The sequence below is a fragment of the Streptomyces sp. NPDC008150 genome (genome assembly GCF_042956945.1).
GTDB lineage: Bacteria > Actinomycetota > Actinomycetes > Streptomycetales > Streptomycetaceae > Streptomyces.
In genome coordinates, this window is record NZ_JBIBHJ010000001.1 from 639444 (window position 1) to 661815 (window position 22372).

General features: G+C 71.6%; 21 protein-coding genes. 12 read left to right on the plus strand and 9 right to left on the minus strand.

Annotation, left to right across the window (positions count from 1 at the left end):
• Positions 1–65: 65 nt before the first annotated feature.
• Positions 66–1271: a helix-turn-helix domain-containing protein gene (locus ACFZA0_RS02735; RefSeq protein WP_391010100.1), complete on the minus strand. Its 1206-nt coding sequence runs from the start codon at positions 1269–1271 to the stop codon at positions 66–68.
• Positions 1272–1357: 86 nt separating this feature from the next.
• Here ACFZA0_RS02735 and ACFZA0_RS02740 point away from each other — a divergent pair, with 86 nt between their 5' ends.
• Entirely contained in the window at positions 1358–2029 is a 672-nt protein-coding gene (locus tag ACFZA0_RS02740; RefSeq protein ID WP_391010103.1) for a pirin family protein, read from the plus strand.
• 24 nt (positions 2030–2053) lie between these two features.
• On the opposite strand, the gene sigJ is transcribed toward ACFZA0_RS02740, so the two are convergent.
• Positions 2054–3022, minus strand: coding sequence for an RNA polymerase sigma factor SigJ (sigJ, locus tag ACFZA0_RS02745; protein WP_391010106.1), 969 nt, complete (start codon positions 3020–3022; stop codon positions 2054–2056).
• 209 nt (positions 3023–3231) lie between these two features.
• Here sigJ and ACFZA0_RS02750 point away from each other — a divergent pair, with 209 nt between their 5' ends.
• The gene (locus tag ACFZA0_RS02750) at positions 3232–4848 is read left to right on the plus strand and encodes a DHA2 family efflux MFS transporter permease subunit (protein ID WP_391010109.1); all 1617 of its coding nucleotides are present in this window, start codon (positions 3232–3234) and stop codon (positions 4846–4848) included.
• A 110-nt stretch (positions 4849–4958) separates the two neighbouring features.
• Here ACFZA0_RS02750 and ACFZA0_RS02755 read toward each other — a convergent pair whose 3' ends face one another.
• Together ACFZA0_RS02755 and ACFZA0_RS02760 are read right to left on the minus strand one after the other, a co-directional pair.
• A complete protein-coding gene (locus tag ACFZA0_RS02755) occupies positions 4959–5792 on the minus strand; it encodes a serine hydrolase (RefSeq protein ID WP_391010112.1) in 834 nt (277 codons plus the stop codon).
• Positions 5793–5861: 69 nt separating this feature from the next.
• Positions 5862–6344 carry a GNAT family N-acetyltransferase gene (locus tag ACFZA0_RS02760; RefSeq protein WP_391010114.1) on the minus strand — a complete coding sequence of 161 codons (483 nt, stop codon included), beginning with the start codon at positions 6342–6344 and terminating at the stop codon, positions 5862–5864.
• Between the two features lie 95 nt (positions 6345–6439).
• Here ACFZA0_RS02760 and ACFZA0_RS02765 point away from each other — a divergent pair, with 95 nt between their 5' ends.
• Positions 6440–6937, plus strand: a complete 498-nt coding sequence (locus tag ACFZA0_RS02765) for a MerR family transcriptional regulator (protein WP_391010117.1) — start codon at positions 6440–6442, stop codon at positions 6935–6937.
• Complete coding sequence (locus tag ACFZA0_RS02770) at positions 6934–7950, plus strand: aldo/keto reductase (RefSeq protein WP_391010120.1); 1017 nt, start codon at positions 6934–6936, stop codon at positions 7948–7950. Before ACFZA0_RS02765 ends, ACFZA0_RS02770 begins: the two co-directional genes overlap by 4 nt.
• Positions 7951–8007: 57 nt before the next feature.
• Here ACFZA0_RS02770 and ACFZA0_RS02775 read toward each other — a convergent pair whose 3' ends face one another.
• From ACFZA0_RS02775 to ACFZA0_RS02785, 3 genes are all read right to left on the minus strand, one after another.
• Complete coding sequence (locus ACFZA0_RS02775) at positions 8008–8868, minus strand: DUF4429 domain-containing protein (RefSeq protein ID WP_391010122.1); 861 nt, start codon at positions 8866–8868, stop codon at positions 8008–8010.
• Positions 8869–8935: 67 nt separating this feature from the next.
• Complete coding sequence (locus ACFZA0_RS02780; RefSeq protein ID WP_391010125.1) at positions 8936–10150, minus strand: alpha/beta hydrolase; 1215 nt, start codon at positions 10148–10150, stop codon at positions 8936–8938.
• 102 nt (positions 10151–10252) lie between these two features.
• Complete coding sequence (locus tag ACFZA0_RS02785; RefSeq protein ID WP_391011797.1) at positions 10253–10837, minus strand: TetR family transcriptional regulator; 585 nt, start codon at positions 10835–10837, stop codon at positions 10253–10255.
• A 181-nt stretch (positions 10838–11018) separates the two neighbouring features.
• On the opposite strand from ACFZA0_RS02785, the gene ACFZA0_RS02790 reads away from it, so the two are divergent.
• Together ACFZA0_RS02790 and ACFZA0_RS02795 are read left to right on the plus strand one after the other, a co-directional pair.
• Complete coding sequence (locus ACFZA0_RS02790) at positions 11019–12638, plus strand: DHA2 family efflux MFS transporter permease subunit (protein ID WP_391010128.1); 1620 nt, start codon at positions 11019–11021, stop codon at positions 12636–12638.
• Between the two features lie 197 nt (positions 12639–12835).
• Positions 12836–13147, plus strand: a complete 312-nt coding sequence (locus ACFZA0_RS02795; protein ID WP_391010132.1) for a small hydrophobic protein — start codon at positions 12836–12838, stop codon at positions 13145–13147.
• Between the two features lie 141 nt (positions 13148–13288).
• Here ACFZA0_RS02795 and aceE read toward each other — a convergent pair whose 3' ends face one another.
• On the minus strand, positions 13289–16036 hold the full coding sequence (aceE, locus tag ACFZA0_RS02800) for a pyruvate dehydrogenase (acetyl-transferring), homodimeric type (RefSeq protein WP_391010135.1): 2748 nt from the start codon (positions 16034–16036) through the stop codon (positions 13289–13291).
• Positions 16037–16672: 636 nt separating this feature from the next.
• Here aceE and ACFZA0_RS02805 point away from each other — a divergent pair.
• From ACFZA0_RS02805 to ACFZA0_RS02830, 6 genes are all read left to right on the plus strand, one after another.
• Entirely contained in the window at positions 16673–17110 is a 438-nt protein-coding gene (locus ACFZA0_RS02805; RefSeq protein WP_391010138.1) for a DUF3052 family protein, read from the plus strand.
• A 152-nt stretch (positions 17111–17262) separates the two neighbouring features.
• Entirely contained in the window at positions 17263–17721 is a 459-nt protein-coding gene (locus ACFZA0_RS02810; protein WP_391010141.1) for a redoxin domain-containing protein, read from the plus strand.
• Between the two features lie 112 nt (positions 17722–17833).
• Entirely contained in the window at positions 17834–18409 is a 576-nt protein-coding gene (locus tag ACFZA0_RS02815) for a calcium homeostasis/redox stress adaptation protein (protein ID WP_391010144.1), read from the plus strand.
• 165 nt (positions 18410–18574) lie between these two features.
• Positions 18575–19150, plus strand: a complete 576-nt coding sequence (locus ACFZA0_RS02820; protein WP_391010147.1) for a TerD family protein — start codon at positions 18575–18577, stop codon at positions 19148–19150.
• Between the two features lie 165 nt (positions 19151–19315).
• Positions 19316–20464 carry a DUF475 domain-containing protein gene (locus ACFZA0_RS02825; RefSeq protein ID WP_391010150.1) on the plus strand — a complete coding sequence of 383 codons (1149 nt, stop codon included), beginning with the start codon at positions 19316–19318 and terminating at the stop codon, positions 20462–20464.
• A gap of 130 nt (positions 20465–20594) precedes the next feature.
• Positions 20595–21335 carry a Tellurium resistance gene (locus ACFZA0_RS02830; protein WP_391010152.1) on the plus strand — a complete coding sequence of 247 codons (741 nt, stop codon included), beginning with the start codon at positions 20595–20597 and terminating at the stop codon, positions 21333–21335.
• 69 nt (positions 21336–21404) lie between these two features.
• Here the strand turns inward: ACFZA0_RS02830 and ACFZA0_RS02835 are convergent, their stop codons facing one another.
• Positions 21405–22334, minus strand: a complete 930-nt coding sequence (locus ACFZA0_RS02835; RefSeq protein WP_391010155.1) for a TerD family protein — start codon at positions 22332–22334, stop codon at positions 21405–21407.
• Between the last annotated feature and the right edge of the window lie 38 nt (positions 22335–22372).

A 22372-nucleotide genomic window follows, 5' to 3' on the forward strand; every position in this document is an offset into this window, starting at 1 on the left:
GCACGGCCGCCCGTGGGGACAGGGACGAAGAACACGGGGGCGTTTTGTTGACCCCCGACAAAAGACTAGGTCTGCGGTTCTCCATCGGCCAGACGCCCGAGAATCAGCGCGATCCGCAGTGTAAAGGCCGACCGTACATCGGAGGGTGACCACCCGGTGACGTCAGTCACACGTCGAAGCCGGTAGCGGACGGTGTTGGGGTGCACGAACAACATCCGCGCCGCGCCCTCCAGGCTGCTCGCCTGCTCCAGGTACACGCTCAGAGTCTCCAGGAGCGCGGACCCGGCCTCTTCGAGAGGTCTGTAGATCTCCTCCACCAGTTGGTCGCGGGCGGAGGGATCGCCCGCCATCGCGCGCTCCGGGAGCAGATCGTCCGCCAGCACCGGCCGCGGAGCGTCCTGCCAGGCGGAACACGCCTTCAGCCCGGCCGCCGCCGCCTGCGCGGAACGCGTCGCCGCGAGCAGGTCCGGCACGATCGGCCCGGCGACCACGGGACCGGCCGCGAACGGCCCGATCACCGAGCGGGCCACCGCGAGCGGGTTGTCGCTGCCGCCCGCGATCACCACCAGCCGGTCGCCCAGGACACCCGTGAGCACCTGCACCTTCGCGTGCCGGGCGGCCCGCCTGATGGCCTCGACGGTCAGTTCGCTGTCCCCGTCGGGCGCCGTGCCCAGCACCACGCACACATGGTCCGGCGAACTCCAGCCGAGCGCCGCGGCCCGGCTCACCGCGCCCTCGTCGGCCTCGCCGGAGAGCACCGCGTTGACCACGAGCGACTCCAGGCGCGCGTCCCAGGCGCCGCGCGCCTCGGCGGCCTGGGCGTAGACCTGCGCGGTCGCGAAGGCGATCTCCCGGGCGTACACCAGCAGCGCCTCGCGCAGCACCGACTCGTCGCCGGGGGCCGCCACCTCGTCGATGGCGGACTCCATGACCTCGATGGTGGTGCGCACCATCTCGACGGTCTGGCGCAGCGTGATCGCCCGGGTCAGCTCGCGGGGCGCGGTACCGAAGACGTCGGTGGAGATGGCCTGCGGGGTCTCGGGGTGCCGGAACCACTCGGTGAACGCGGCGATGCCCGCCTGCGCGACCAGCCCGATCCAGGAGCGGTTCTCCGGCGGCATCGCCCGGTACCACGACAGCGATTCGTCCATGCGCGCGATGGCCTGGGCGGCGAGGCTGCCGGAGGACTTCTCCAGCCGCTTCAGCGTCGCGGCGTGCGGATGGACGACGCGCGCTGAGGGATCGGGCACGGTGGCTTCGGGTTCGGGCACGGGGACAAGGGTGCCTTATCCGGACGGGGGCGTGCGCCGCCGGGTCGCGGCGGGGACTTCCCGCCGGGTCTACCGTGGAGTACGTGATGGACGTCAGGCGTGCCGAGGAGCGTTACCGCGGCGGTGACGCGGCGGGCGGGATCGAGTCGTGGCACGCCTTCTCCTTCGGGCCCCACTACGACCCCGGCAACCTGCGCTTCGGCGCGGTGATCGCCTGCAACGAGGAACGGCTGCTGCCCGGCGCCGGCTTCGACGAACACCCGCACAGCCACACGGAGATCGTGTCCTGGGTGGTCGAGGGCGAGCTGACCCACCGCGACTCCAGGGGCCACGAGACGGTGGTGCGCCCCGGGGACGTGCAGCGGCTGAGCGCGGCGGCCGGCATCCGGCACGTCGAACGCAACGACGGCGAGCGGCCGTTGAGGTTCGTGCAGATGTGGCTGGCGCCCCGCGCGGCCGGCGGGGAGCCCTCGTACGAGATCGTGCGGGGCATCGCCGACTCCACCCCGTACGCCGTCCCGCAGGCCGGCGCGATGCTGCACGTGCGGCGCCTGGCCGCGGGCGAACGCACCGCCGTGCCGGACGCCCACCACGTGTACGTCCACGTCGTGCGCGGTGAAGTGCTCCTGGACGGCGAGAAGTTGCGCACCGGCGACGCGGCCCGCCTCACCGGCGCGGAGGGGCCCGAGGCGGTGGGGGTCACCCCGGCCGAGGTGCTGATGTGGGAGATGACGGCCGAACCGGGCTCGTCCGTATAGGAGTTGGGGCGGAACCCGGCCGGGTCATCCGGCGTCCGTGCCGCCGTCCGCCGCCGGTCCTTCGTCGTCCTTCCGGACGTGGCCCAGCTTCTCGGGGTTGGTCACGATGTACACGTCGGAGACCCGGTCGCCCTCCGGAGTGAGGTCCATGACCATCACCGCGAACGGGGAGTCGCCCTGGAACAGGACCGCGGCGTCGTCGCCGTTGACCCGGCGGTAGCGCAGGTCGAGGCGCTCCGGCGCCCGGCGGGACGCGTAGCCGGTGAGCAGCCGGACCGCCTTCTCGCGGCCCCGCACCGGGCGCAGCCCGACCGGCCTGCCGGTGCCGCCGTCGGTCCACACCGTGACGTCCGGCGCCAGGATCTCCATCAGCGCCCCGATGTCCCCGCCCAGCGCGGCTTCCACGAACCGCTCGGTCGCCTCCCTGCGCACCCGCGGCCGTGCCTCGTACAGGGGCCGCCGGGCGTGCACGTGCTCCCGCGCACGGTGGGCGAGCTGCCGCACGGCGGCCGGGGTGCGGCCGATGATCCCGGCGATCTCCGTGTGCGCGTAGCCGAACACCTCGTGCAGGACGAACACCGCGCGCTCCAGCGGGCTGAGCGACTCCAGGACCACCAGCAGCGCCAGCGAGACCGACTCCGCGCGCAGCGCCGGGTCCTGCGGCTCCGCCGTCTCGACCAGCGGCTCGGGCAGCCACGCCCCGACGTACGTCTCGCGCCGCCGGCTGACGGCGGCGCGCCGTGACAGGGCGTGGTTGACGGCGATGCGGACCAGGTAGGCGCGGGGGCTGCCGACGCTGTCGAGAGGCGTGCGTTCCAGGCGGCCCGTCCACGACAGCCAGGTCTCCTGGAGCACGTCGTCGGTGTCGGCGACGCTGCCCAGCATGTTGTAGACCACCCCGAACAGCAGCTCGCGGTGGTCGACGAACACCCGTGTCGCGGGGTCGGCGGCGGCGCCGCCCGTCCGCGTGCCGGGCTCAAGACTCTCGGACATCGCTGGGCCTCCCAGGTCGCGCTCACCCCTACGAGGCCCGGCGCCGGGCGAGTGTGACACGGGGCCGCCCCGTTGTGACCCATGTCTCATCAACTCCCCTCCGTGTCACGCCCGTCGGCCGGGCCCGCCTCTTGAACGCGGGTCCTGCCCGGCGGTCTCCGGGCCCGTCCCCACCGCCCTTCGGCACACGGAACGAGGAGTTCGACATCGTGTTCAAGAAATGGCACGGCAACCCCTGGGCGATCCTGGTCACGCTCTCCCTCGGGTTCTTCATGACACTGCTCGACCTGACCATCGTGAACATCGCGATCCCCGACCTGAGCGACGACCTGGACGCGTCCCTCGACCAGATCCTGTGGGTCGTCAACGCCTACACCCTGGTCCTGGCCGTGCTGCTCATCACCGGCGGCCGGCTCGGGGACCTGCGCGGCAAGCGGAACCTGTTCGCCACCGGGGTCGCCGTCTTCACGCTTGCGAGCCTGGCCTGCGGACTCGCCGCCGATCCGGCCCAGTTGATCGCCTTCCGGGCCGTGCAGGGGCTGGGCGCCGCGCTGCTCGTGCCGCAGACGCTCGCCATCGTCACGGAGGTGTTCCCGGCCGAGCGGCGCGGCGTCGCCATGGGGGTGTGGGGCGCGGTCGCGGGGGTCTCGGGCGCCCTCGGGCCGATCCTCGGCGGGGCCCTGATCACCCACCTGTCCTGGCGCTGGATCTTCTTCGTCAACCTGCCGTTCGGCGTGGTCGTGCTGCTGCTGACGGCCGTGGTGATCCCCGGCCGGCGCGACACGGTGCGCCACCGGTTCGACACCCGGGGGGTGCTGCTCGCTTCAACTGCCTTGTTCTGCCTGGCCTTCGGGCTGACCGAGGGGCAGCGTTACGACTGGAACCGCTGGATCTGGGGCCTGTTGATCCTCGCCGCGGTGTTCTTCGCAGCGTTCCTGTTCCACGAGCGCGGACGCCAGGACGCCGAACCCCTGGTGCCGTTCTCGCTGTTCCGCGACCGCAACTTCACCCTCGTCAACATCGTCGGCGTCGCCGTCTCGTTCGGCGTCGTCGGGATGTTCCTGCCGCTGACCGTCTACCTCCAGTCGGTCCTCGGGTACAGCGCCCTGAAGTCGGGGCTCGTGCTGCTGCCCGTCGCGGTGGGTTCGTTCGTCACGGCCGGCCCCGCCGGCACCCTCGCCGACCGGGTGGGCGGCCGGCTCGTGCTGATGGGCGGACTGCTGGCGTGGGCGGGCGGCCTGGTGTGGACGGTCGTCGAGGCGGACGTCGGGACGTCCTGGACCCACCTGGTGGCGCCCCTGCTGCTGTCCGGCCTGGGCGTCGGCTGCACCTTCGCGCCGATGGCCGCCGAGGTGATGCGCAACGTCCCGGTGCCTCTCGCCGGTGCCGCGTCCGGGGTCACCAACGCGCTGCGGCAGGTCGGTTCGGTCCTGGCGGGGGCCGTCGTCGGCGCGGTGCTCCAGACCCGGCTGGCGTCCTCGCTGCCGGACGAGGCGCGGCAGCGGGCCGGCCGGGTGCCCGCCGCGTACCGCGACGCCTTCGTCCGGGGGTTCTCCCGGCCGGAGTCCGGCGTGGGGACCGCGCCGCGGGCCGCCGCGCCCCGGGGTGTGCCGCACGACGCCGCCGACCGGCTGCGCGAGGCCGGCCGCGCGGTCTTCGGCCACGGCTTCGTGGACGCGATGGGCCCCGCGGTGTACGTGTGCGCGGCGGTCCTGCTGGCCGGTGCCCTGGTCTGTCTGGGAGTGCGGCGCCACGGCGCCGCCGGGGGAGGACCGCACGGGCTGCCGGGCGCGGACACCGACTCGGCCCTGGAGCAGGTGGGTTGACGGCCCGCGGGACGGCGCGGCCCCTCGGGGAGTGAGCGCGGACGGGCGGCCGGTGGCTCAACACCGGCCGCCCGTGCGACGGTTGTCCCGCCCGTGCGGCTGATGAACCGTCAGGTCCGGCCGAGGGCGCGGACCTCGGCCAGCACCGCGTCGGTGAACGGCGGCCACACCTCGACCGCCCAGGGGCCGAACGGCCGGTCCGTGAGGGCGACGCAGGCCGTTCCCGCGTCCGGGTCGACCCACAGGAACGTGCCCGACTGGCCGAAGTGCCCGAACGTCCGGGGTGACGACGAACCACCGGTCCAGTGGGGCGACTTGGAGTCCCGGATCTCGAAGCCGAGGCCCCAGTCGTTGGGGTTCTGGTGGCCGTAGCCCGGCAGCACGCCCTTGGTGCCGGGGTACTGCACCGTCGTCGCTTCGGCCACGGTGCGCGGGTCGAGCAGCCGCGGTGCCTGGAGCTCGGCGGCGAAGCGCAGCAGGTCGGCCACGCTCGACACGCCGTCCTTGGCGGGGGAGCCGGCCAGTGAGGTCGACGTCATGCCGAGCGGTTCCAGGACGGCCTGGCGCGCGTAGTCGGCGAAGGGGATGTCCGTCGCCCTCGCGATGTGCTCGCCGAGCTGCTCGAACCCCGCGTTCGAGTACAGCCGCCGTCCGCCCGGCTCCGACGTCGTCCGGTGCTCGTCGAAGGCGAGGCCGGAGGTGTGGGCCAGCAGGTGGCGGACGGTGGACCCCGGCGGACCGGCCGGCTCGTCGAGCTCGACGGCACCCTCCTCGTACGCGACGAGGGCGGCGTAGGCCGCGAGCGGCTTGGTGACCGACGCCAGGGGGAAGGCGCGCTCCGCCGGACCGTGGGTCCCCAGCACCGTCCCGTCGGCCAGGACGGCACCCGCGGCGGCGGCCGGAACCGGCCAGTTCTCGATCAGGGCGAGGCTCTTCAAGGACATGCCCCGAGCTTAGAACGCCTCCCGCGGGGCGTCGGCGGGGGTTCCCGGGCGGGCCGGAAGCCCGTGCCGCTACCCCTTCAGGCGCAGCCGCATCGCCGGGTCCGGCTTGCGGGCGAAGCCCAGCGACGCGTACAGCGGCTCGCCCTCGGGGGACGCGTTCAGGTCGACATGGCCCGCGTCCCGCTCGCGGAACCAGTCCAGCAGCGCCTCCATGCAGGCCCGCGCATACCCGCGCCGCCTCACGTCCGGGTCGGTGGCGACGCTGAAGATGTGACCGCTGCGGCCCGACGGGTCCTGCGGCCCCCCGATCCGGTACTCCAGGGTCCCCACCACCAGGGCCGCGAGGGCGCCCGGCCGGACGGGGTGGTCGATCACGAAGGCGGCGAAGTCCCCGTCCGGGTCCGCGAGGCGCTCGCGGACGGCGGGCAGGCTCGCCCGCTGCCAGTCGGTCGACCCCGCGGGCGCGCCCGGGTGGATCGTGTCGAGCATCACCTGGCGCAGGCGCAGCAGTTCGGGGGCGTCCTCGGGCACGGCACGGCGTACGTCACTCATGGCACGCACGGTAGTCAGGAGGCGTTCCGCCGGTCTCGGGGTTTTCCACGGGACCGCTTGCTTGGAGTGCGCTCCAGGGTTCTAGCGTGGAGGGCATGACGGTGATGCAGACGACGGCCGCGGCATCCGACGCGGTCCCCACCGGTTCCGACACCTGTTCCGCCCCGCCGCCGCACCCGCGGCCGGACGGCGAGGACAACTACACCATCAGCGAGGTCGTCGCCCTCACGGGCCTGACCGCGCACACCCTGCGCTGGTACGAGCGGATCGGGCTGATGTCCCACATCGACCGCTCGCACACCGGCCAGCGCCGCTACAACAACCGCGACCTGAGCTGGCTCGACCTCGTCGGCAAGCTGCGGCTGACCGGCATGCCGGTCGCCGACATGGTGCGCTACGCGGAGCTGGTGCGGGCGGGCGAGGACACGTACGGCGAGCGCCACGCCCTGCTGGAGGCGACCCGCCGCGACGTGCTCGGGCGCATCGCCGAGCTCCAGGACACCCTCGCGGTGCTCGACCACAAGATCGGTTTCTACGCGGAGGCCACCGGCCGTTACGAGGCCCGCCTCCACGAAACGGAGAAGACGCGATGAGCGACAGCCCCCTGCACACGGTCCGGCTCGGCGACGGCGGTCCCGAGGTCGCCGTCCAGGGCCTCGGCTGCATGGGCATGAGCTGGGCGTACGGTCCCACGGACGGCGACCGGTCGCGGGCCGCCCTGGACCGCGCTTTCGACCTCGGCGTCACCCTGTTCGACACCGCCGACGCGTACGGCGAGGGAGAGAACGAGACGTTCCTGTCGCCGTTCTTCCGGGCGCACCGCGACGAGCTGGTGATCGCCACCAAGTTCGGCCTCCAGTTCCCGATGGACCTCGGCGGCCGGCGCGACGTCCGCAACGACGCGCCCTACGTGCGGTCCGCCGCCGACGCGAGCCTGAAGCGCCTGGGCGTGGACGTCATCGACGTCTACTACATGCACCGCCGCAACGTGGACGTCCCGATCGAGGAGAGCGTCGGCGCGATGGCGGAGCTGGTGACCGCCGGCAAGGTGCGCCACCTGGGCCTCAGCGAGGTCACCGCCGACGAGCTGCGCGCGGCGCACGCCGTGCACCCCATCGCGGCCGTGCAGTCGGAGTGGTCGCTGTTCAGCCGGGACATCGAGGTGAACGTGGTGCCCGCCGCCCGCGAGCTGGGAGTGGCCCTCGTGCCGTACTCGCCGCTCGGCCGCGGCTTCCTCACCGGCTCGTTCTCGGACGCGGCGGCCGAGCTGACCGAGGACGACTACCGGCGCCACCAGCCGCGCTACAACGGCGAGAACGCGGCGGCCAACAGGGCGCTGCTCGAACCGGTCGGGGCCGTCGCGAAGGCGCACGGCGTCTCGCTGGCGCAGGTCGCGCTGGCCTGGGTGCAGCAGCGGGCCGCCGTGCACGGGCTGCCCGTGGTGCCGATCCCGGGGACGACGAAGGCGCACCGCGTCGAGGAGAACGTCGCGGCCGCGCGGATCGTCCTCACGGACGACGAACTGGCGCTCCTGGAGCCCGTCGCCGGCAAGGTCGCGGGCAACCGCTACCCGGACATGTCCTTCACCTCGGCCGGACGCGAGTAGCGGCCGCCCGGACCGGGCCCAGGGGTGGCCGAGGCCGGCCCGATCCGCACGACACCCCTAGAGCTCGGCGAGCAGTTCGGCCTTCTTCGCCGAGAACTCCTCGTCCGTCACCAGGCCCGCCCGGTGCAGGTCGCCGAGATGGCGGATGCGGTCGGCGACGTCGGCGGGGTCGCGGTGCGGCGCGGCGGCCACCGGGGCCGGCTGCGGCGCGCCGCCGCCCGCGCGGGCCGCGGCCAGGACCGCCGCCGCGAACGGCAGCGACTCGTGCACCGGGCCGTAGCCGAGGCCGAACACCACGGCCGCCGGGTCCTGGTCGGGCGCCAGCGGGGTCGCCGCCGGGTCGCGGCCCAGCAGCCGCAGGTGCCCCTGGAGCGCCTCGGGGGAGCGCCACTCGACGCCGCAGATGTCGGCGACGGGGATGCTCTGGTCGCCGGCCTTCCACTTCGCGGACGAGGCTCCCGTCCAGGACCAGCGGAACGCGACGGTGCGGCCGTCGAAGGACGCCTTCGCGTCGTACGCCTTGAAACGCAGCGGCGGTTCGGGCGCGGCGACCAGGTGGCGGGCGGCGGGTTCGGCGCCCCGGCCGTCGAGCCGGCCGCGCAGCTCGTCGGCGTAGTACTCGGCGAGCGTCGCGCGCTCGGCGGGGACCACCAGGCGGTAGGGGTCCGAGCCGTCGGGGAGCTGCCCGGCGGCGGCCTCCATCAGCGGATCGGCGCCGGGACGCGGATCCGCGCGCAGCACCACACCCCCGCGTCGCCCGGGTCCGAGCGTGACTCCCGCCAGCGCCGCGAGGGGCACCCGGCGCGTGCCCAGCGCCTGGAACAGCTTGGGTGTTCGAATCCCCCGGTCGTAGCGGATGAGCACGGAGTCGGAATCGAACTCCCAGGCGGCATGCATTCCGGCCAGTACGTCACCCATGCGGCTCATCGTAGGCGGCGGGCGGGTCTTCGTCCCCTCCTCGTACGAACCGCGGTTTCTCCGGTCTCTACGCGCGTCCGCCCGCCGTCGCCGCGGACAAACCCGTCCCGCACCCGGTGTCGGAGCGGGCGCACCGTACCGACGGATACGAGCCGGTGCCGATGTCCGCGAAGTTGGCGAGGCTCGTCGTGCCCGGGGTGAAGTAGCCGGTGTGCCCCCGGGCGCCGCCCGCGGACAGGACGCGGGCGCCGAACGCCGGGTCGACCGGGTCGGCGCCGTGGCCGAGGCCGCCGAGCTCCAGGTAGGGCACGTCGCGGATCCAGTCGGTGCCGTCCCGCATCGCCCACACCCGGGCCCCGGTGCCCAGGTCGCCGGCCTTGTCCGCCCGCATGCCGGGGCTGCCGGCCACCGCGATGTCGGCGACGCGGCGGGGCAGCAGGTGCGCGGCGACACCGCACAGCACCGAGCCGTAGCTGTGGCAGAACAGCGAGACGGGCGCGGTGCCGGGCAGCGCGCGCACCAGGGCGTTCAGCCGCAGGGCGCCCCGCGCGGCGAGCGAGCCGGTGGCCGCGTCGACGCCGAGGCCGCTGGGGGAGGTCCAGTCGGCCCAGGCGATGACGGCCGTGCGCGTCGAGGGGCGCGCCGAACGCTCCGCCGAGTACAGCGCGGACGCCATGCCGGAGGGGGCCGTGTACTGGCCGATCGACCGCTGGAAGGTGAGGAGGTCGGTGTCGACGCCGGGGACGACCACGGAGACCCGCTGCGCCTCGTCGAGGTCGCCGAACACCTCGGCGACCCGGCCCGAGCCGTCCGGGTCGAAGGCGAGGATCTGCCGCCCGCCGCCCGCCAGGGACGCGAAGCGGTGCATGCGGCGGCCCGCCTCCTCCTGGCCGGCCGGGGTGAGCCGGCTGTCGTGCATCCGCTTCTCCTCGGCGTCGTGGGCGCGGCCGAGGGCGATCCGGTTGGCCCGGTACCGCAGGGAGACCGGGGCGCCGTTCATGTTGCCGACGGCGAGCGGGAAGCGCTCCGCGAGGCGGACCCGGTCGGCGGCGGTGAGCGACGCGAAGAAGCGGGCGAGGCGGGCGGGGGCGGCGCCGGGGTCGGGCAGCCGGTGTCCGTGCAGGCGCCCGTGTTCCCAGGCCGCGACCGAGGCGCGCAGTTCGCTCGTGCCGCGGTTGCCGCTGACCGCGGTCCAGCCCGTGGTCGCCAGCATCACGAAGACCACGGCGAGGGCGAGGACCGCGCGCCAGACGTTGAGGGGGGAGGTGTCGAAGGAAGTCACTGGGAGGACACCCTAGGAGAACGGAAGGGTCGCGCGTGCCACGAGTGACCGGTATCACGTTTCGATAACACGGATCACAGTTCGACCGGTTCGGCCGTCCGTTCAGGAGGCCCGCCAGTTCCCGGTCAGGGCCGGTCCCACCCGGTCCAGGTACGCCGCCGTCAACTCCCGCACGGCGCGCAGTCCCTCGGCCCCGTCCACGCACCACTGGCGTTCCGTCACCCGCAGCACCCCGCCGAAGACGGCCACGACCAGCCGCGGTCGCGGGTCGGCGTCCACGTCGAGGCCCTCGCGCTCGGCGAGCACCCGGGCCACCTGCTCCTCGGTCTCCGCCGAGCGGCGCAGGTGCGCGGCGACCAGGGCCGGCGTCGACTCGACGACCCGGCACATGCGCAGGTACAGCTCGACCGGCACCACCGACTCGATCGCGGCGCCCAGCTCGTCCCAGTCGTCGAGCACCGCCCGGCGCAGCGCCTCCATCGGCGCCTCGTGCGCGGGACGGGCGCGCACCGACGCCACGAAGCGCGCGTCCGTCATCGCCTGCACGGCGAAGGCGGCCTCCTCCTTGCCGGCGAAGTACCGGAAGAAGGTGCGCTGGGAGACCTCGACCGCCTCGGTGATCTCGTCGACGGTGGTGCGCTCGTAGCCCCGGGTGGTGAACAGTTCCAGCGCGGCGCGCACCAGCATGTCGCGAGTGCGCCGCTTCTTGCGCTCGCGCAGCCCCGGTGCCGGCCCGGCCGTCCCCACCGTGTCCACGATCGTCTCCTTCGCGCTGTTCTGCCTGCTCAGGCTATACGGAGAAGACATGTCAGCCGCCGACTTGTGAACTGGTTTGTCAACTGTCAGTGGCTGTCACTAGCCTCTCCGTATGACTAGTCAGACCACCATCGACGCGACAGGTCCCGAGGGCGCGACCCCGCCGACGCAGGCTGGCCCGGCACCGTCCCGGGGGCTGCGCGGGCACCCCTGGTTCACCCTCATCACCGTGGCGGTCGGCGTCATGATGGTGGCCCTCGACGGGACCATCGTCGCGATCGCCAACCCGGCCATCGCCAAGGACCTGGGCGCCAGCTTCACCGACGTCCAGTGGATCACCAACGCGTACTTCCTCTCCCTCGCGGTGTCCCTGATCACCGCGGGCAAGCTCGGCGACCGCTTCGGCCACCGGCAGACCTTCCTCGTCGGCGTGGTCGGCTTCGCCGCGTCCTCCGGCGCGATCGGCCTGTCGGACAGCATCGGCGCGGTGGTCACCTTCCGCGTGTTCCAGGGCCTGTTCGGCGCACTGCTGATGCCGGCCGCGCTCGGCCTGCTGCGGGCGACCTTCCCGGCCGAGAAGCTCAACATGGCCATCGGCATCTGGGGCATGGTCATCGGCGCCTCCACCGCGGGCGGCCCGATCCTCGGCGGCGTGCTGGTGCAGCACGTGAGCTGGCAGTCGGTGTTCTTCATCAACGTGCCCGTCGGCCTGGCCGCCCTGGTGCTCGGCCTGGTCTTCCTCACCGACCACCGCGCCGAGAACGCGCCCCGCTCCTTCGACGTCGCCGGCATCGCGCTGCTGTCCGGCGCGATGTTCTGTCTGGTCTGGGCGCTCATCAAGGCGCCGGCGTGGGGCTGGGGCGACGGCCGGACGTGGGCGTTCATCGCCGGCTCCCTGGTGCTCTTCGCCCTCTTCGCCCTCTGGGAGACGAAGGTGAAGGAGCCGCTGATCCCGCTGACGCTGTTCCGCTCGGTGCCGCTGTCCGCCGGTGTGGTGCTGATGGTCCTGATGGCCATCGCCTTCATGGGCGGCCTCTTCTTCGTGACCTTCTACCTCCAGAACGTGCACGGCATGAGCCCCGTCGACGCGGGTCTGCACCTGCTGCCGCTCACCGGCATGATGATCGTCGCCTCGCCGCTCGCGGGCGCGATGATCACCCGGTTCGGCCCCCGCGTCCCGCTGGCCGGCGGCATGGCGGCCACCGCGATCGCCATGTTCGGCATGTCCACGCTGGACGTGAACACGGGCAGCGCCCTGATGTCGCTCTGGTTCGCGCTGCTCGGCCTCGGCCTCGCCCCCGTGATGGTGGGCGCCACCGAGGTCATCGTCGGCAACGCGGCCGTCGAGCTGTCCGGCGTGGCCGGCGGTCTCCAGCAGGCGGCGATGCAGATCGGCGGCAGCCTCGGCACCGCCGTCCTCGGTGCCGTGATGGCGTCCAAGGTCGACAACGACCTCGCCGGCAACTGGGCCGCGGCGAAGCTGCCCGCGCTCACGCCCGCCCAGGAGGCCCTGGCCTCGCAGTCGGTGCAGCAGGGCCTGCCGCCGGTGGCGCCCGGCACGCCCGCCGCCGTCGCCGCGCGGATCACCACGGTCGCGCACGACACGTTCGTCTCCGGCATGGGCCTGGCCTGCCTGGTCGCCGCCGGGGTGGCGGTCGTCGCGGTGTTCGTCGCCATGCTGACCAAGCGCGGCGCCAACGCCGACGCGGGCGCGGGCGTCGGTCACGTCTGACCCGGCGCGGAGGCACCGCGCGGGAGGGGTCCGGGACGCTCGCCGTTCGCTCGTCAGGGTGACGGTGTCCCGGGCCCCTCCCGTTTTCGCGTCCCCTCCGCGTCCCGCCGAGGACGCAGGCTTATCGGTGCGAGCCGGGGTACCCGGTGGTCATGAACCCCACAACAAGCCAATCAACCTAGGGGTTCCGGGAGTTGATGATGGCGGGCTTCGGACAGGGCAGTACACGCAGGACCCCCCGCTCGCGAGGCCGGACGTGGTCGCGCAGCGGGCCGGACAGCGCGCAGCTCGGAGTCATCGGAGTCGTCTGCGCGATCGCCGGATTCTTCGTGCTGGGGATCGTTCTCGGCCCGGCGGCGGTCGTGTGCGGCTGGCTCGCCATGGGGCGCAGCTGGGCGGGATCACGCTCACTGCCCGCCCTGGTCGCCGTGGTACTGGGCGCCATCGACACCCTGCTGGCCGTCGTCTGGCTGGCCGGCGCGGCAACCCCGGGCAGCGGACTGTTCTGACCCGGGAGCGGGGGGGGGGGGGGCCCGCCCCCGGGGGGGGGGGGGGCGCCCCCCCCCCCCGCTCCCGGACCCGCACCGGGCGAACGCCGAGGGGGCGGAGAACCACTCGTGGTTCTCCGCCCCCTCCGCCGTTCCGGCCGGTCAGGCGTCGCCGCCCGCCGTGCCCGGGTGCGCCGCGGAGACGTCGAGCAACTGGTAGCGGTCGACGGCCTGCTTGAGCGCCGAACGGTCCATCCTGCCCTCGCGCGCCAGCTCGGTCAGCACGGCCACCACGATCGACTGCGCGTCGATGTGGAAGAACCGCCGCGCCGCGCCCCGGGTGTCGGCGAAGCCGAAGCCGTCCGCGCCCAGCGACTGGAAGGTGCCCGGCACCCACCGCGCGATCTGGTCCGGCACGGACCGCATCCAGTCGGACACCGCCACGAACGGGCCCTCGGCGCCGTCGAGTTTGCGCGTCACCCACGGCACGCGCTGCTCCTCCTCGGGGTGCAGCAGGTTGTGCCGCTCGCACTCCACGGCCTCGCGGCGCAGCTCGTTCCAGGAGGTCGCCGACCAGACGTCGGCCCGGACGTTCCAGTCCTCGGCGAGGATCCGCTGCGCCTCCAGGGCCCACGGCACCGAGACGCCGGACGCCATGATCTGCGCGGAGACCGTGCCGGACGTGCCCGCCGAGATGCGGTGGACGCCCTTGAGGATGCCCTCCACGTCGACGTCCGCCGGTTCGGCCGGGTGCTGGATCGGCTCGTTGTAGACGGTCAGGTAGTAGAACACGTCCTCGCCGTGCGGGTGTTCGTCCGTACTGCCGTACATCCGGTCGAGCCCCGCGTGCACGATGTGCGCGATCTCGTACCCGTAGGCCGGGTCGTACGCCACGCACGCCGGGTTGGTCGACGCGAGCAACTGCGAGTGGCCGTCGGCGTGTTGAAGACCCTCACCGGTCAGGGTCGTACGTCCGGCGGTCGCGCCGAGGACGAAACCGCGCGCCAACTGGTCGGCCATCTGCCAGAACTGGTCGCCGGTGCGCTGGAATCCGAACATCGAGTAGAAGACGTAGACCGGGATCAGCGGCTCGCCGTGCGTCGCGTACGCGGAGCCCGCCGCGATCAGCGACGCCGTGCAGCCCGCCTCCGAGATGCCGTCGTGCAGCAGCTGCCCGGTCGGCGACTCCTTGTAGGCGAGCAGCAGTTCACGGTCGACCGACTCGTACTGCTGGCCGAGCGGGTTGTAGATCTTCGCGCTCGGGAAGAACGAGTCCATGCCGAACGTGCGGTACTCGTCCGGCGCGATCAGCACGAACCGCCTGCCGATCTCCTTGTCCCGCATCAGGTCCTTGAGCAGCCGTACGAACGCCATCGTGGTGGCGATCGACTGCTGACCCGACCCCTTCTTCACGCTCGCGTACGTCTTCTCGTCGGGCAGCCGCAGCGCCTTCGACCGCACGACCCGCGTGGGCACGTAACCGCCCAGCGCGTTGCGGCGGTCGTGCATGTACTGGATCTCCTCGGACTTGCGGCCCGGGTGGTAGTACGGCGGCGCGCCGGACTCCAACTCCTTGTCGGAGATGGGCAGGTGCAGCCGGTCGCGGAAGCGCTTGAGGTCGTCGACCGTCAGCTTCTTCATCTGGTGCGTGGCGTTGCGGCCCTCGAAGTTCGGGCCCAGCGTCCAGCCCTTGACCGTCTTCGCGAGGATCACCGTCGGCTGGCCCTTGTGCGCCTTGGCCGCCGCCATCGCCGCGAAGATCTTGCGGTGGTCGTGGCCGCCGCGGCCCAGGTGCAGGATCTGGTCGTCGGTCATGTTCTCGACCATCGCGCGCAGCCGCTGGTCGTCGCCGAAGAAGTGGTCGCGGATGTAGGCGCCGGTCTCCGTCGCGTACGTCTGGTACTGGCCGTCCGGGGTGGTGTTCATCCGGTTCACCAGCACGCCGTCGCGGTCGCGGGCCAGCAGCGGGTCCCAGGACCGGTCCCAGACCAGCTTGATCACGTTCCAGCCGGCGCCCCGGAAGACCGACTCCAGCTCCTGGATGATCTTCCCGTTGCCGCGCACCGGGCCGTCGAGGCGCTGGAGGTTGCAGTTGACCACGAAGGTCAGGTTGTCCAGGCCCTCGCGGGCGGCGATCGAGAGCTGGCCGAGCGACTCCGGCTCGTCCATCTCGCCGTCCCCGAGGAACGCCCACACGTGCGAGGCGGAGGTGTCCGCGATCTCGCGCGCCTGCATGTAGCGGTTCATCCGCGCCTGGAAGATCGCGCCGAGCGGTCCCAGGCCCATGGAGACCGTCGGGAACTCCCAGAAGTCCGGCATGGACCGCGGGTGCGGGTAACTGGACAGCCCCTCCGGGTACTTCGACTTCTCCTGGCGGAACCCGTCCAGCTGCGCCTCGCTGAGCCGGTCCAGCAGGAAGGCGCGGGCGTAGATGCCGGGGGAGGCGTGCCCCTGGAAGAAGATCTGGTCGCCGCCCGTGCCGTCGTCCTTGCCCCGGAAGAAGTGGTTGAAGCCCACGTCGTAGAGGGAGGCGGAGGACGCGAACGTGGCGATGTGCCCGCCCACGCCGATGCCCGGACGCTGCGCGCGCGAGACCATCACCGCGGCGTTCCAGCGGGTCGCGTTCAGGACCTTGCGCTCGATCTCCTCGTTGCCGGGGAAGAACGGCTCGTCCTTGGTGGCGATAGTGTTGACGTAGTCCGTGCTGCGCATCTCGGGGACGGCGACCCGCCGTTCACGGGCGCGCTCGATCAGCCGGAGCATCAGGTAGCGGGCGCGTTCGCGGCCCCGCTCGTCGACGGCGGCGTCGAGCGAGTCGAGCCACTCCTGCGTCTCCTCGGGATCGAAGTCAGGAACCTGACTCGGCAGGCCGCCAATGATGATCGGGTTGCGATCGGGTCCGGAAGCCACGATGTTCCTTACCTGTCAGAGGGCCACTTCTTCATCGATTTCCGTTGGTGCCTGATCTGGGTCTGCCCGTTGTTCGTTCTTCTGCTGCCCGGTGCGCGCGTGCTTTTCTTCGTTCACGCCCGACTCTGTTCGTTCGTACGGGATTTCCCTCGGCTTTCCAGGTGCCGGCACCGTCCCCCATCGTGTACCGCGGCGGGACAAACGTCATCTCCGCCGTGCGGAGGCCGCGAAGACGGCCTCGCGAAAGGGTCCCGGAACGGTCGCCGCAGGCCCCGTCCGGCGGGAATCCCGCGGACCCCGCCGCGCATTTCCCCAGCCGGGCGGCGTATCTTCGGGGCTGTCCCGGGCAAAACGCAACGATACGCCCGGCACATGGCGGGCATGGCAAAGTCATTCGAGACTCGTACCCACGGAGGGTTCTCAAACGCGCATTCCGGGCAGAACGACGTGGTGTACATCACCGAGAGCTGGGTTACCGTGCCTGGAGTTGCGGCGACACGGCCAGGATCGTCACCGTTTCGGCGGTCCGAACCGCCGGGTACTTGCGCGATCCGCCCCGCCCGTGTGGACTACGGCCAATGCTTCGCGCACGCGCGAAGCCGAACACTCACCGAAGACATGATCAGGAGGCAACCCGTGAGCGCGACCGCGGACCACGCGGAGGAGCGGACGAGCCCTGCCGTCAGGCTGGGGTTCCAGCCCGAGCAGGTGGTCCAGGAGATCGGCTACGACGACGACGTGGACCAGGAGCTCCGCGAAGCCATTGAGGACGTCATCGGCAGCGACCTGGTGGACGAGGAGTACGACGACGTCGCCGATGCCGTGGTGCTCTGGTTCCGCGACGAGGACGGCGACCTGACCGATGTGCTGGTGGACGCCATCACGTACATCGAAGAAGGTGGCGCGATCCTGCTCCTCACGCCGAAGACAGGACGTACCGGCTACGTCGAGCCGAGCGACATCTCTGAAGCCGCGACGACGGCGGGTCTGTCGGCGAGCAAGAGCGTCAGTGTGGGCAAGGACTGGAGCGGGAGCCGGCTGGCGACGCCGAAGGCCGCCAAGTCCAAGCGCTGACACCACCGCTCGTCCTACCCGAGGACACCCGAACGGCACCGGACGGCCCGGTCGCGCCCCACCGCGGGGCGCGGCCGGGCCGTCGGCGTTCCCCGGTGATCGCTGCGTAGGGTGGGCTCACCCGAACAGCCCCTCCGAAGGGATGCAGGACCATGGCGATCCAGACCGGCGACAAGGCACCCGACTTCGAGCTCAAGGACAATCACGGCGCCACCGTGAAGCTGTCCGACTTCCGGGGCGAGAAGAACGTGGTGCTGCTCTTCTACCCCTTCGCGTTCACCGGCGTGTGCACGGGCGAGCTGTGCGCCCTGCGCGACAGCCTGCCGCAGTTCGAGAACGACGACACGCAGCTCCTCGCCGTGTCCAACGACTCGATCCACACCCTGCGCGTCTTCGCCGAGCAGGAGGGCCTGGAGTACCCGCTGCTGTCCGACTTCTGGCCGCACGGCAACACTTCGCGCGCCTACGGCGTCTTCGACGAGGACAAGGGCTGCGCCGTGCGCGGGACCTTCATCATCGACAAGGAGGGTGTCGTGCGGTGGACCGTGGTCAACGGCCTGCCGGACGCGCGCGACCTGAACGACTACGTGAAGGCGCTCGACACCCTGTGATTTGTCGGTTCCAGGGCCTGCGAGGGGCGGGAACCCGTCACTAGGATCGGATCGTTGATCCGGTATCGGCGCACATTGGGGCTCCCCGCCCCTGGACATCAATGGAGGACCCGTGGGAGTCAGCCTCAGCAAGGGCGGCAACGTATCGCTGACGAAGGAGGCCCCGGGCCTGACCGCCGTGATCGTGGGCCTCGGGTGGGACGTCAGGACGACGACCGGCACCGACTTCGACCTCGACGCCAGCGCCCTGCTCCTCAACACGTCGGGCAAGGTCGCCAGCGACGCGCACTTCATCTTCTTCAACAACCTGAAGAGCCCGGACGGCTCGGTGGAACACACCGGCGACAACATCACCGGTGAGGGCGAGGGGGACGACGAGCAGATCAAGATCAACCTCGCCACGGTCCCCGCGGACGTCGACAAGATCGTCTTCCCCGTCTCGATCTACGACGCGGAGAACCGCCAGCAGTCCTTCGGCCAGGTGCGCAACGCGTTCATCCGCGTCGTCAACCAGGCCGGCGAGGCGGAGATCGCCCGCTACGACCTCAGCGAGGACGCCTCCACCGAGACCGCGATGGTCTTCGGTGAGCTCTACCGCAACGGCGCGGAGTGGAAGTTCCGTGCCATCGGCCAGGGCTACGCCTCGGGCCTGCGCGGCATCGCGCAGGACTTCGGCGTCAACGTCTGACCCGCGCCACCGCGCGCTCGCACGGGGCGTGCCGCACGACCGGGCCCGCGGGGGGTGCCCACCCTGCGCATCCGTCCGGCGCCGCACGTTTCCGTGCGGCGCCGGACGCGCAGTACGTCAACGACGACACAGCACACACGCACGCAATCGGGGAGGAACAGCATCATGGGCGTCACGCTCGCCAAGGGAGGCAACGTCTCCCTCTCCAAGGCCGCACCCAACCTCACCCAGGTACTGATCGGACTCGGCTGGGACGCGCGCTCGACCACCGGGGCCGACTTCGACCTGGACGCCAGCGCCCTGCTGTGCACCGGCGGCCGGGTCATGGGCGACGAGTGGTTCATCTTCTACAACCAGCTCAAGAGCCCCGACGGCTCGGTCGAGCACACCGGCGACAACCTCACCGGTGAGGGCGAGGGCGACGACGAGTCGATCCTGGTGGACCTGCCGAAGGTGCCCGCGGCCTGCGACAAGATCGTCTTCCCCGTCTCCATCCACGACGCGGACAACCGCGGCCAGACCTTCGGACAGGTCAGCAACGCGTTCATCCGAGTCGTCAACCAGGCGGACGGCCAGGAACTCGCGCGCTACGACCTCAGCGAGGACGCCTCCACCGAGACGGCCATGATCTTCGGCGAGCTCTACCGCTACCAGGGCGAGTGGAAGTTCCGCGCCGTCGGCCAGGGGTACGCGTCCGGACTGCGGGGCATCGCCCTCGACTTCGGCGTCCACGTCTCCTGAGACACGGTTCGGGCACATACAGGCATATATGCGACTCGCTTGTACCGCCACGCCCGGGTGGCCCCTAGACTGCATGGTCAACGATAGGTAAAGCCGAGTACGGCGCGGGGGAGACTCTCACTCAGACATCGTCTGGGGGTGCCCCCACACAGGATTGGGTAGCCAGTGCTTCTGAAAACCTTCGGCTGGTCGTTCGCGATCACCGCGCTCGGCCTGGTCGCGGCGGTGTTCTACGGAGGATGGACCGCTTTCGGGGTCGTGGCGATCCTCGCGGTCCTGGAGATCTCGCTCTCCTTCGACAACGCGGTGGTCAACGCCGGAATCCTGAAGAAGATGAGCCCGTTCTGGCAGAAGATCTTCCTCACCGTCGGTGTCCTCATCGCCGTCTTCGGCATGCGGCTGGTCTTCCCCGTCGTGATCGTCGCCGTCACCGCGAAGCTGAACCCCATCGACGCGGTGAACCTCGCGCTCAACGACAAGGACCGCTACCAGCAGCTGGTCACCGACGCGCACCCGTCGATCGCCGCGTTCGGTGGCATGTTCCTGCTGATGATCTTCCTCGACTTCATCTTCGAGGAGCGTGACATCCAGTGGCTGCGCTGGATCGAGCGCCCGCTGTCCAAGCTGGGCAAGGTCGACATGCTGTCGGTCTGCGTCGCGCTGATCGTCCTGCTGATCACGTCCTTCACCTTCGCGGCCCACGCCCACCAGCACGGCGGCGCGCACGCCGACAAGGCGCAGACGGTCCTCATCGCCGGCATCGCGGGCCTGATCACGTACATGATCGTGAACGGTCTCTCCGGCCACTTCGAGAGCCGCCTCGAAGAGGAGGAGGAACGCGAGCACGAGAAGGAGGAGGAGGAGAAGCGCTCCGGCAGCGCCCGCCCCGCCGTCCTGCTGGCCGGCAAGGCCGCCTTCTTCATGTTCCTGTACCTGGAGGTCCTCGACGCCTCCTTCTCCTTCGACGGCGTCATCGGCGCGTTCGCCATCACCAACGACATCGTCCTGATGGCGCTCGGCCTCGGTATCGGCGCGATGTACGTCCGGTCCCTCACCGTCTACCTGGTCCGCCAGGGCACCCTCGACGACTACGTCTACCTGGAGCACGGCGCGCACTACGCGATCGGCGCCCTCGCCGTGCTGCTGATGGTCACCATCCAGTACGAGATCAACGAGGTCATCACCGGTCTCATCGGTGTCGTCCTCATCGCCTGGTCCTTCTGGTCCTCCGTGCGCCGCAACCGCGCCATCGCGGCGGCCGAGGGAAAAGCCCAGGGCTCGGACGAGAAGACTGAGGTCTCGTCCGGGGTGTGACACCCCTCCCCGGGAGGAACGCTCTGAGCGGGGCGGCCACGAGGACCACTCCTCGGGCCGCCCCTTCGGCGGTGGAGGGCACGCGGCACGTCAGCCTGCCGCGGACCGATGGAAGGTGGGGGCGGGGCGGATGGGCTTCTTCGACGGGCTCAGGGGCGGACGGGCGGCGGACTTCGACTCGGGCAACGCGTCGACCAACGCCATCGAACTGACCAAACGGCACCACCAGGTGTCGCTGACCAAACAGGGCGCCGCCACCGGTCACCTGCGCGTGAACCTCACCTGGCGCATGCGCACCTCCGACATCGGCGGTCCCACCCGCGGCAGCCTCTTCAAGCACCCCTTCGGCGCACTGCGCCCGCCCGAGGTGATGGGCCACAGCCAGAGCATGGTCAACGTCGACCTCGACCTCGGCTGCCTCTACGAGCTGGCTGACGGCACCAAGGGCGTCGTGCAGCCGCTCGGCGGCTATCTCGGCGACGTCAACGCGGCGCCGTACGTGAAGCTCAGCGGGGACGACCGGTTCGGTTCGGCGTCGGGGGAGACCCTCTACGTCAACCTCGACCACCGCGAGAACATCAAGCGGCTGCTGATATTCGTCTACATCTACGACCAGACGCCCGCCTTCGACCGGACGCACGCCAGCGTCACCCTCTACCCGAGCAACGGGCCGCGCATCGAGATCCACCTCGACGAGCGCCACCCGCAGGCCCGTTCCTGCGCGGTCGTCCTGATCGAGAACGTCAAGGGCGAGCTGGTCGTGCGCCGCGAGGTGAAGTTCGTCTACGGGTTCCAGGCCGAACTGGACCGCCTCTACGGCTGGGGGCTCCAGTGGGGCCGCGGCTACAAGACGAAGGCCGAACAGCTCTGAGACGCGGGCCGGGCGGCACCCGGGCGGCCGGACAGCCGTGCGGGCCGGGCCCGTCGGGCCCGCCCGTCGTCAGCGGCCGATGAACTGCGGTCCCTGCGGCGGCAGTCGGAAGTCCGGGTCGGGCGCGGCGGCCGCCGGCTGCGGGTAGCCGTAGCCGGACTGCCCCGCGTTCGCGGCGGGCCGTTCCGGCGCCGGGCGCTGCGGATAGCCGTACCCCGATTGCCCGGTGGGCTGCGGATAGCCGTACGCGGGCGCGGTGGCCGGCGGCTGCTGCACGGTCACGGCCTGCGGCGGGTAGCCGTAGGAGGGCGATCCCTGCTGGTGCGGCACGGTCGCCGGCAGCTCCGGCGGCAGCGGGTACGAGACGTCCGGCGCGGAGGCGGGAGCGGACGTGCCGGCCGAGGGCGGGCGGTCCGGGTCGGGGGTCTGTCCCGAGCCGTCCTCGTCGATCGCCTCCGACTCGTCCACCGAGATGCCGAAGTCGGTGGCCAGCCCCTTCAGCCCGTTCGAGTAGCCCTCGCCCAGCGCGCGGAACTTCCAGCCGTCGCCGCGCCGGTACAGCTCGCCGCAAATCAGCGCGGTCTCCTCGCCGGTCTCCGGCCGCACGTCGAAGTACGCCAGCGGTTCGTCCTCCGGCCCGGCCGCGTCGTACAGCAGGATGCGCAGTCCGCGTACCCGGCCGAAGGCGACGCCGTCCGCCGAGGCGACCAGCAGGACGCGGCCCACGCCCGGCTCGATCCCCGCGAGGTCCGTCCGGATCGTGTCGGTGGTGCCCTCGGGGACCCGCTTCTTGCCCAGCCGCCAGACCTTCCCGGAGGGGTGCCGGGGCTGGTTGTAGAAGACGAAGTCCTCGTCGGAGCGCACGCGGCCGTCGGTCCCGAGCAGCAGCGCGGACGCGTCGACGTCCGGCACCCCCTGTCCCGGCGTCCAGCGCAGCACGGCGCGGACCGCGGCCGCCTCCAGCGGGACGTTCGACCCCTTCAGCATCGCGTGCGTCATGCGGTCATCCTGCCCTCTCGGTCCTGGTCACGACAATG

Bases quoted from the DNA above. Each gene is read 5' to 3' on its own strand.
- ACFZA0_RS02765 (WP_391010117.1), top strand. From the start codon at position 6,440: ATGACGGTGATGCAGACGACGGCCGCGGCATCCGACGCGGTCCCCACC.
- ACFZA0_RS02790 (WP_391010128.1), top strand. From the start codon at position 11,019: ATGACTAGTCAGACCACCATCGACGCGACAGGTCCCGAGGGCGCGACC.
- ACFZA0_RS02830 (WP_391010152.1), top strand. From the start codon at position 20,595: ATGGGCTTCTTCGACGGGCTCAGGGGCGGACGGGCGGCGGACTTCGAC.
- ACFZA0_RS02755 (WP_391010112.1), bottom strand. From the start codon at position 5,792: ATGTCCTTGAAGAGCCTCGCCCTGATCGAGAACTGGCCGGTTCCGGCC.
- ACFZA0_RS02785 (WP_391011797.1), bottom strand. From the start codon at position 10,837: ATGCTGGTGCGCGCCGCGCTGGAACTGTTCACCACCCGGGGCTACGAG.
- ACFZA0_RS02820 (WP_391010147.1), top strand. From the start codon at position 18,575: ATGGGCGTCACGCTCGCCAAGGGAGGCAACGTCTCCCTCTCCAAGGCC.
- ACFZA0_RS02775 (WP_391010122.1), bottom strand. From the start codon at position 8,868: ATGGGTGACGTACTGGCCGGAATGCATGCCGCCTGGGAGTTCGATTCC.
- ACFZA0_RS02770 (WP_391010120.1), top strand. From the start codon at position 6,934: ATGAGCGACAGCCCCCTGCACACGGTCCGGCTCGGCGACGGCGGTCCC.
- ACFZA0_RS02795 (WP_391010132.1), top strand. From the start codon at position 12,836: ATGATGGCGGGCTTCGGACAGGGCAGTACACGCAGGACCCCCCGCTCG.
- ACFZA0_RS02835 (WP_391010155.1), bottom strand. From the start codon at position 22,334: ATGACGCACGCGATGCTGAAGGGGTCGAACGTCCCGCTGGAGGCGGCC.
- ACFZA0_RS02760 (WP_391010114.1), bottom strand. From the start codon at position 6,344: ATGAGTGACGTACGCCGTGCCGTGCCCGAGGACGCCCCCGAACTGCTG.
- ACFZA0_RS02810 (WP_391010141.1), top strand. From the start codon at position 17,263: ATGGCGATCCAGACCGGCGACAAGGCACCCGACTTCGAGCTCAAGGAC.
- ACFZA0_RS02740 (WP_391010103.1), top strand. From the start codon at position 1,358: ATGGACGTCAGGCGTGCCGAGGAGCGTTACCGCGGCGGTGACGCGGCG.
- sigJ (WP_391010106.1), bottom strand. From the start codon at position 3,022: ATGTCCGAGAGTCTTGAGCCCGGCACGCGGACGGGCGGCGCCGCCGCC.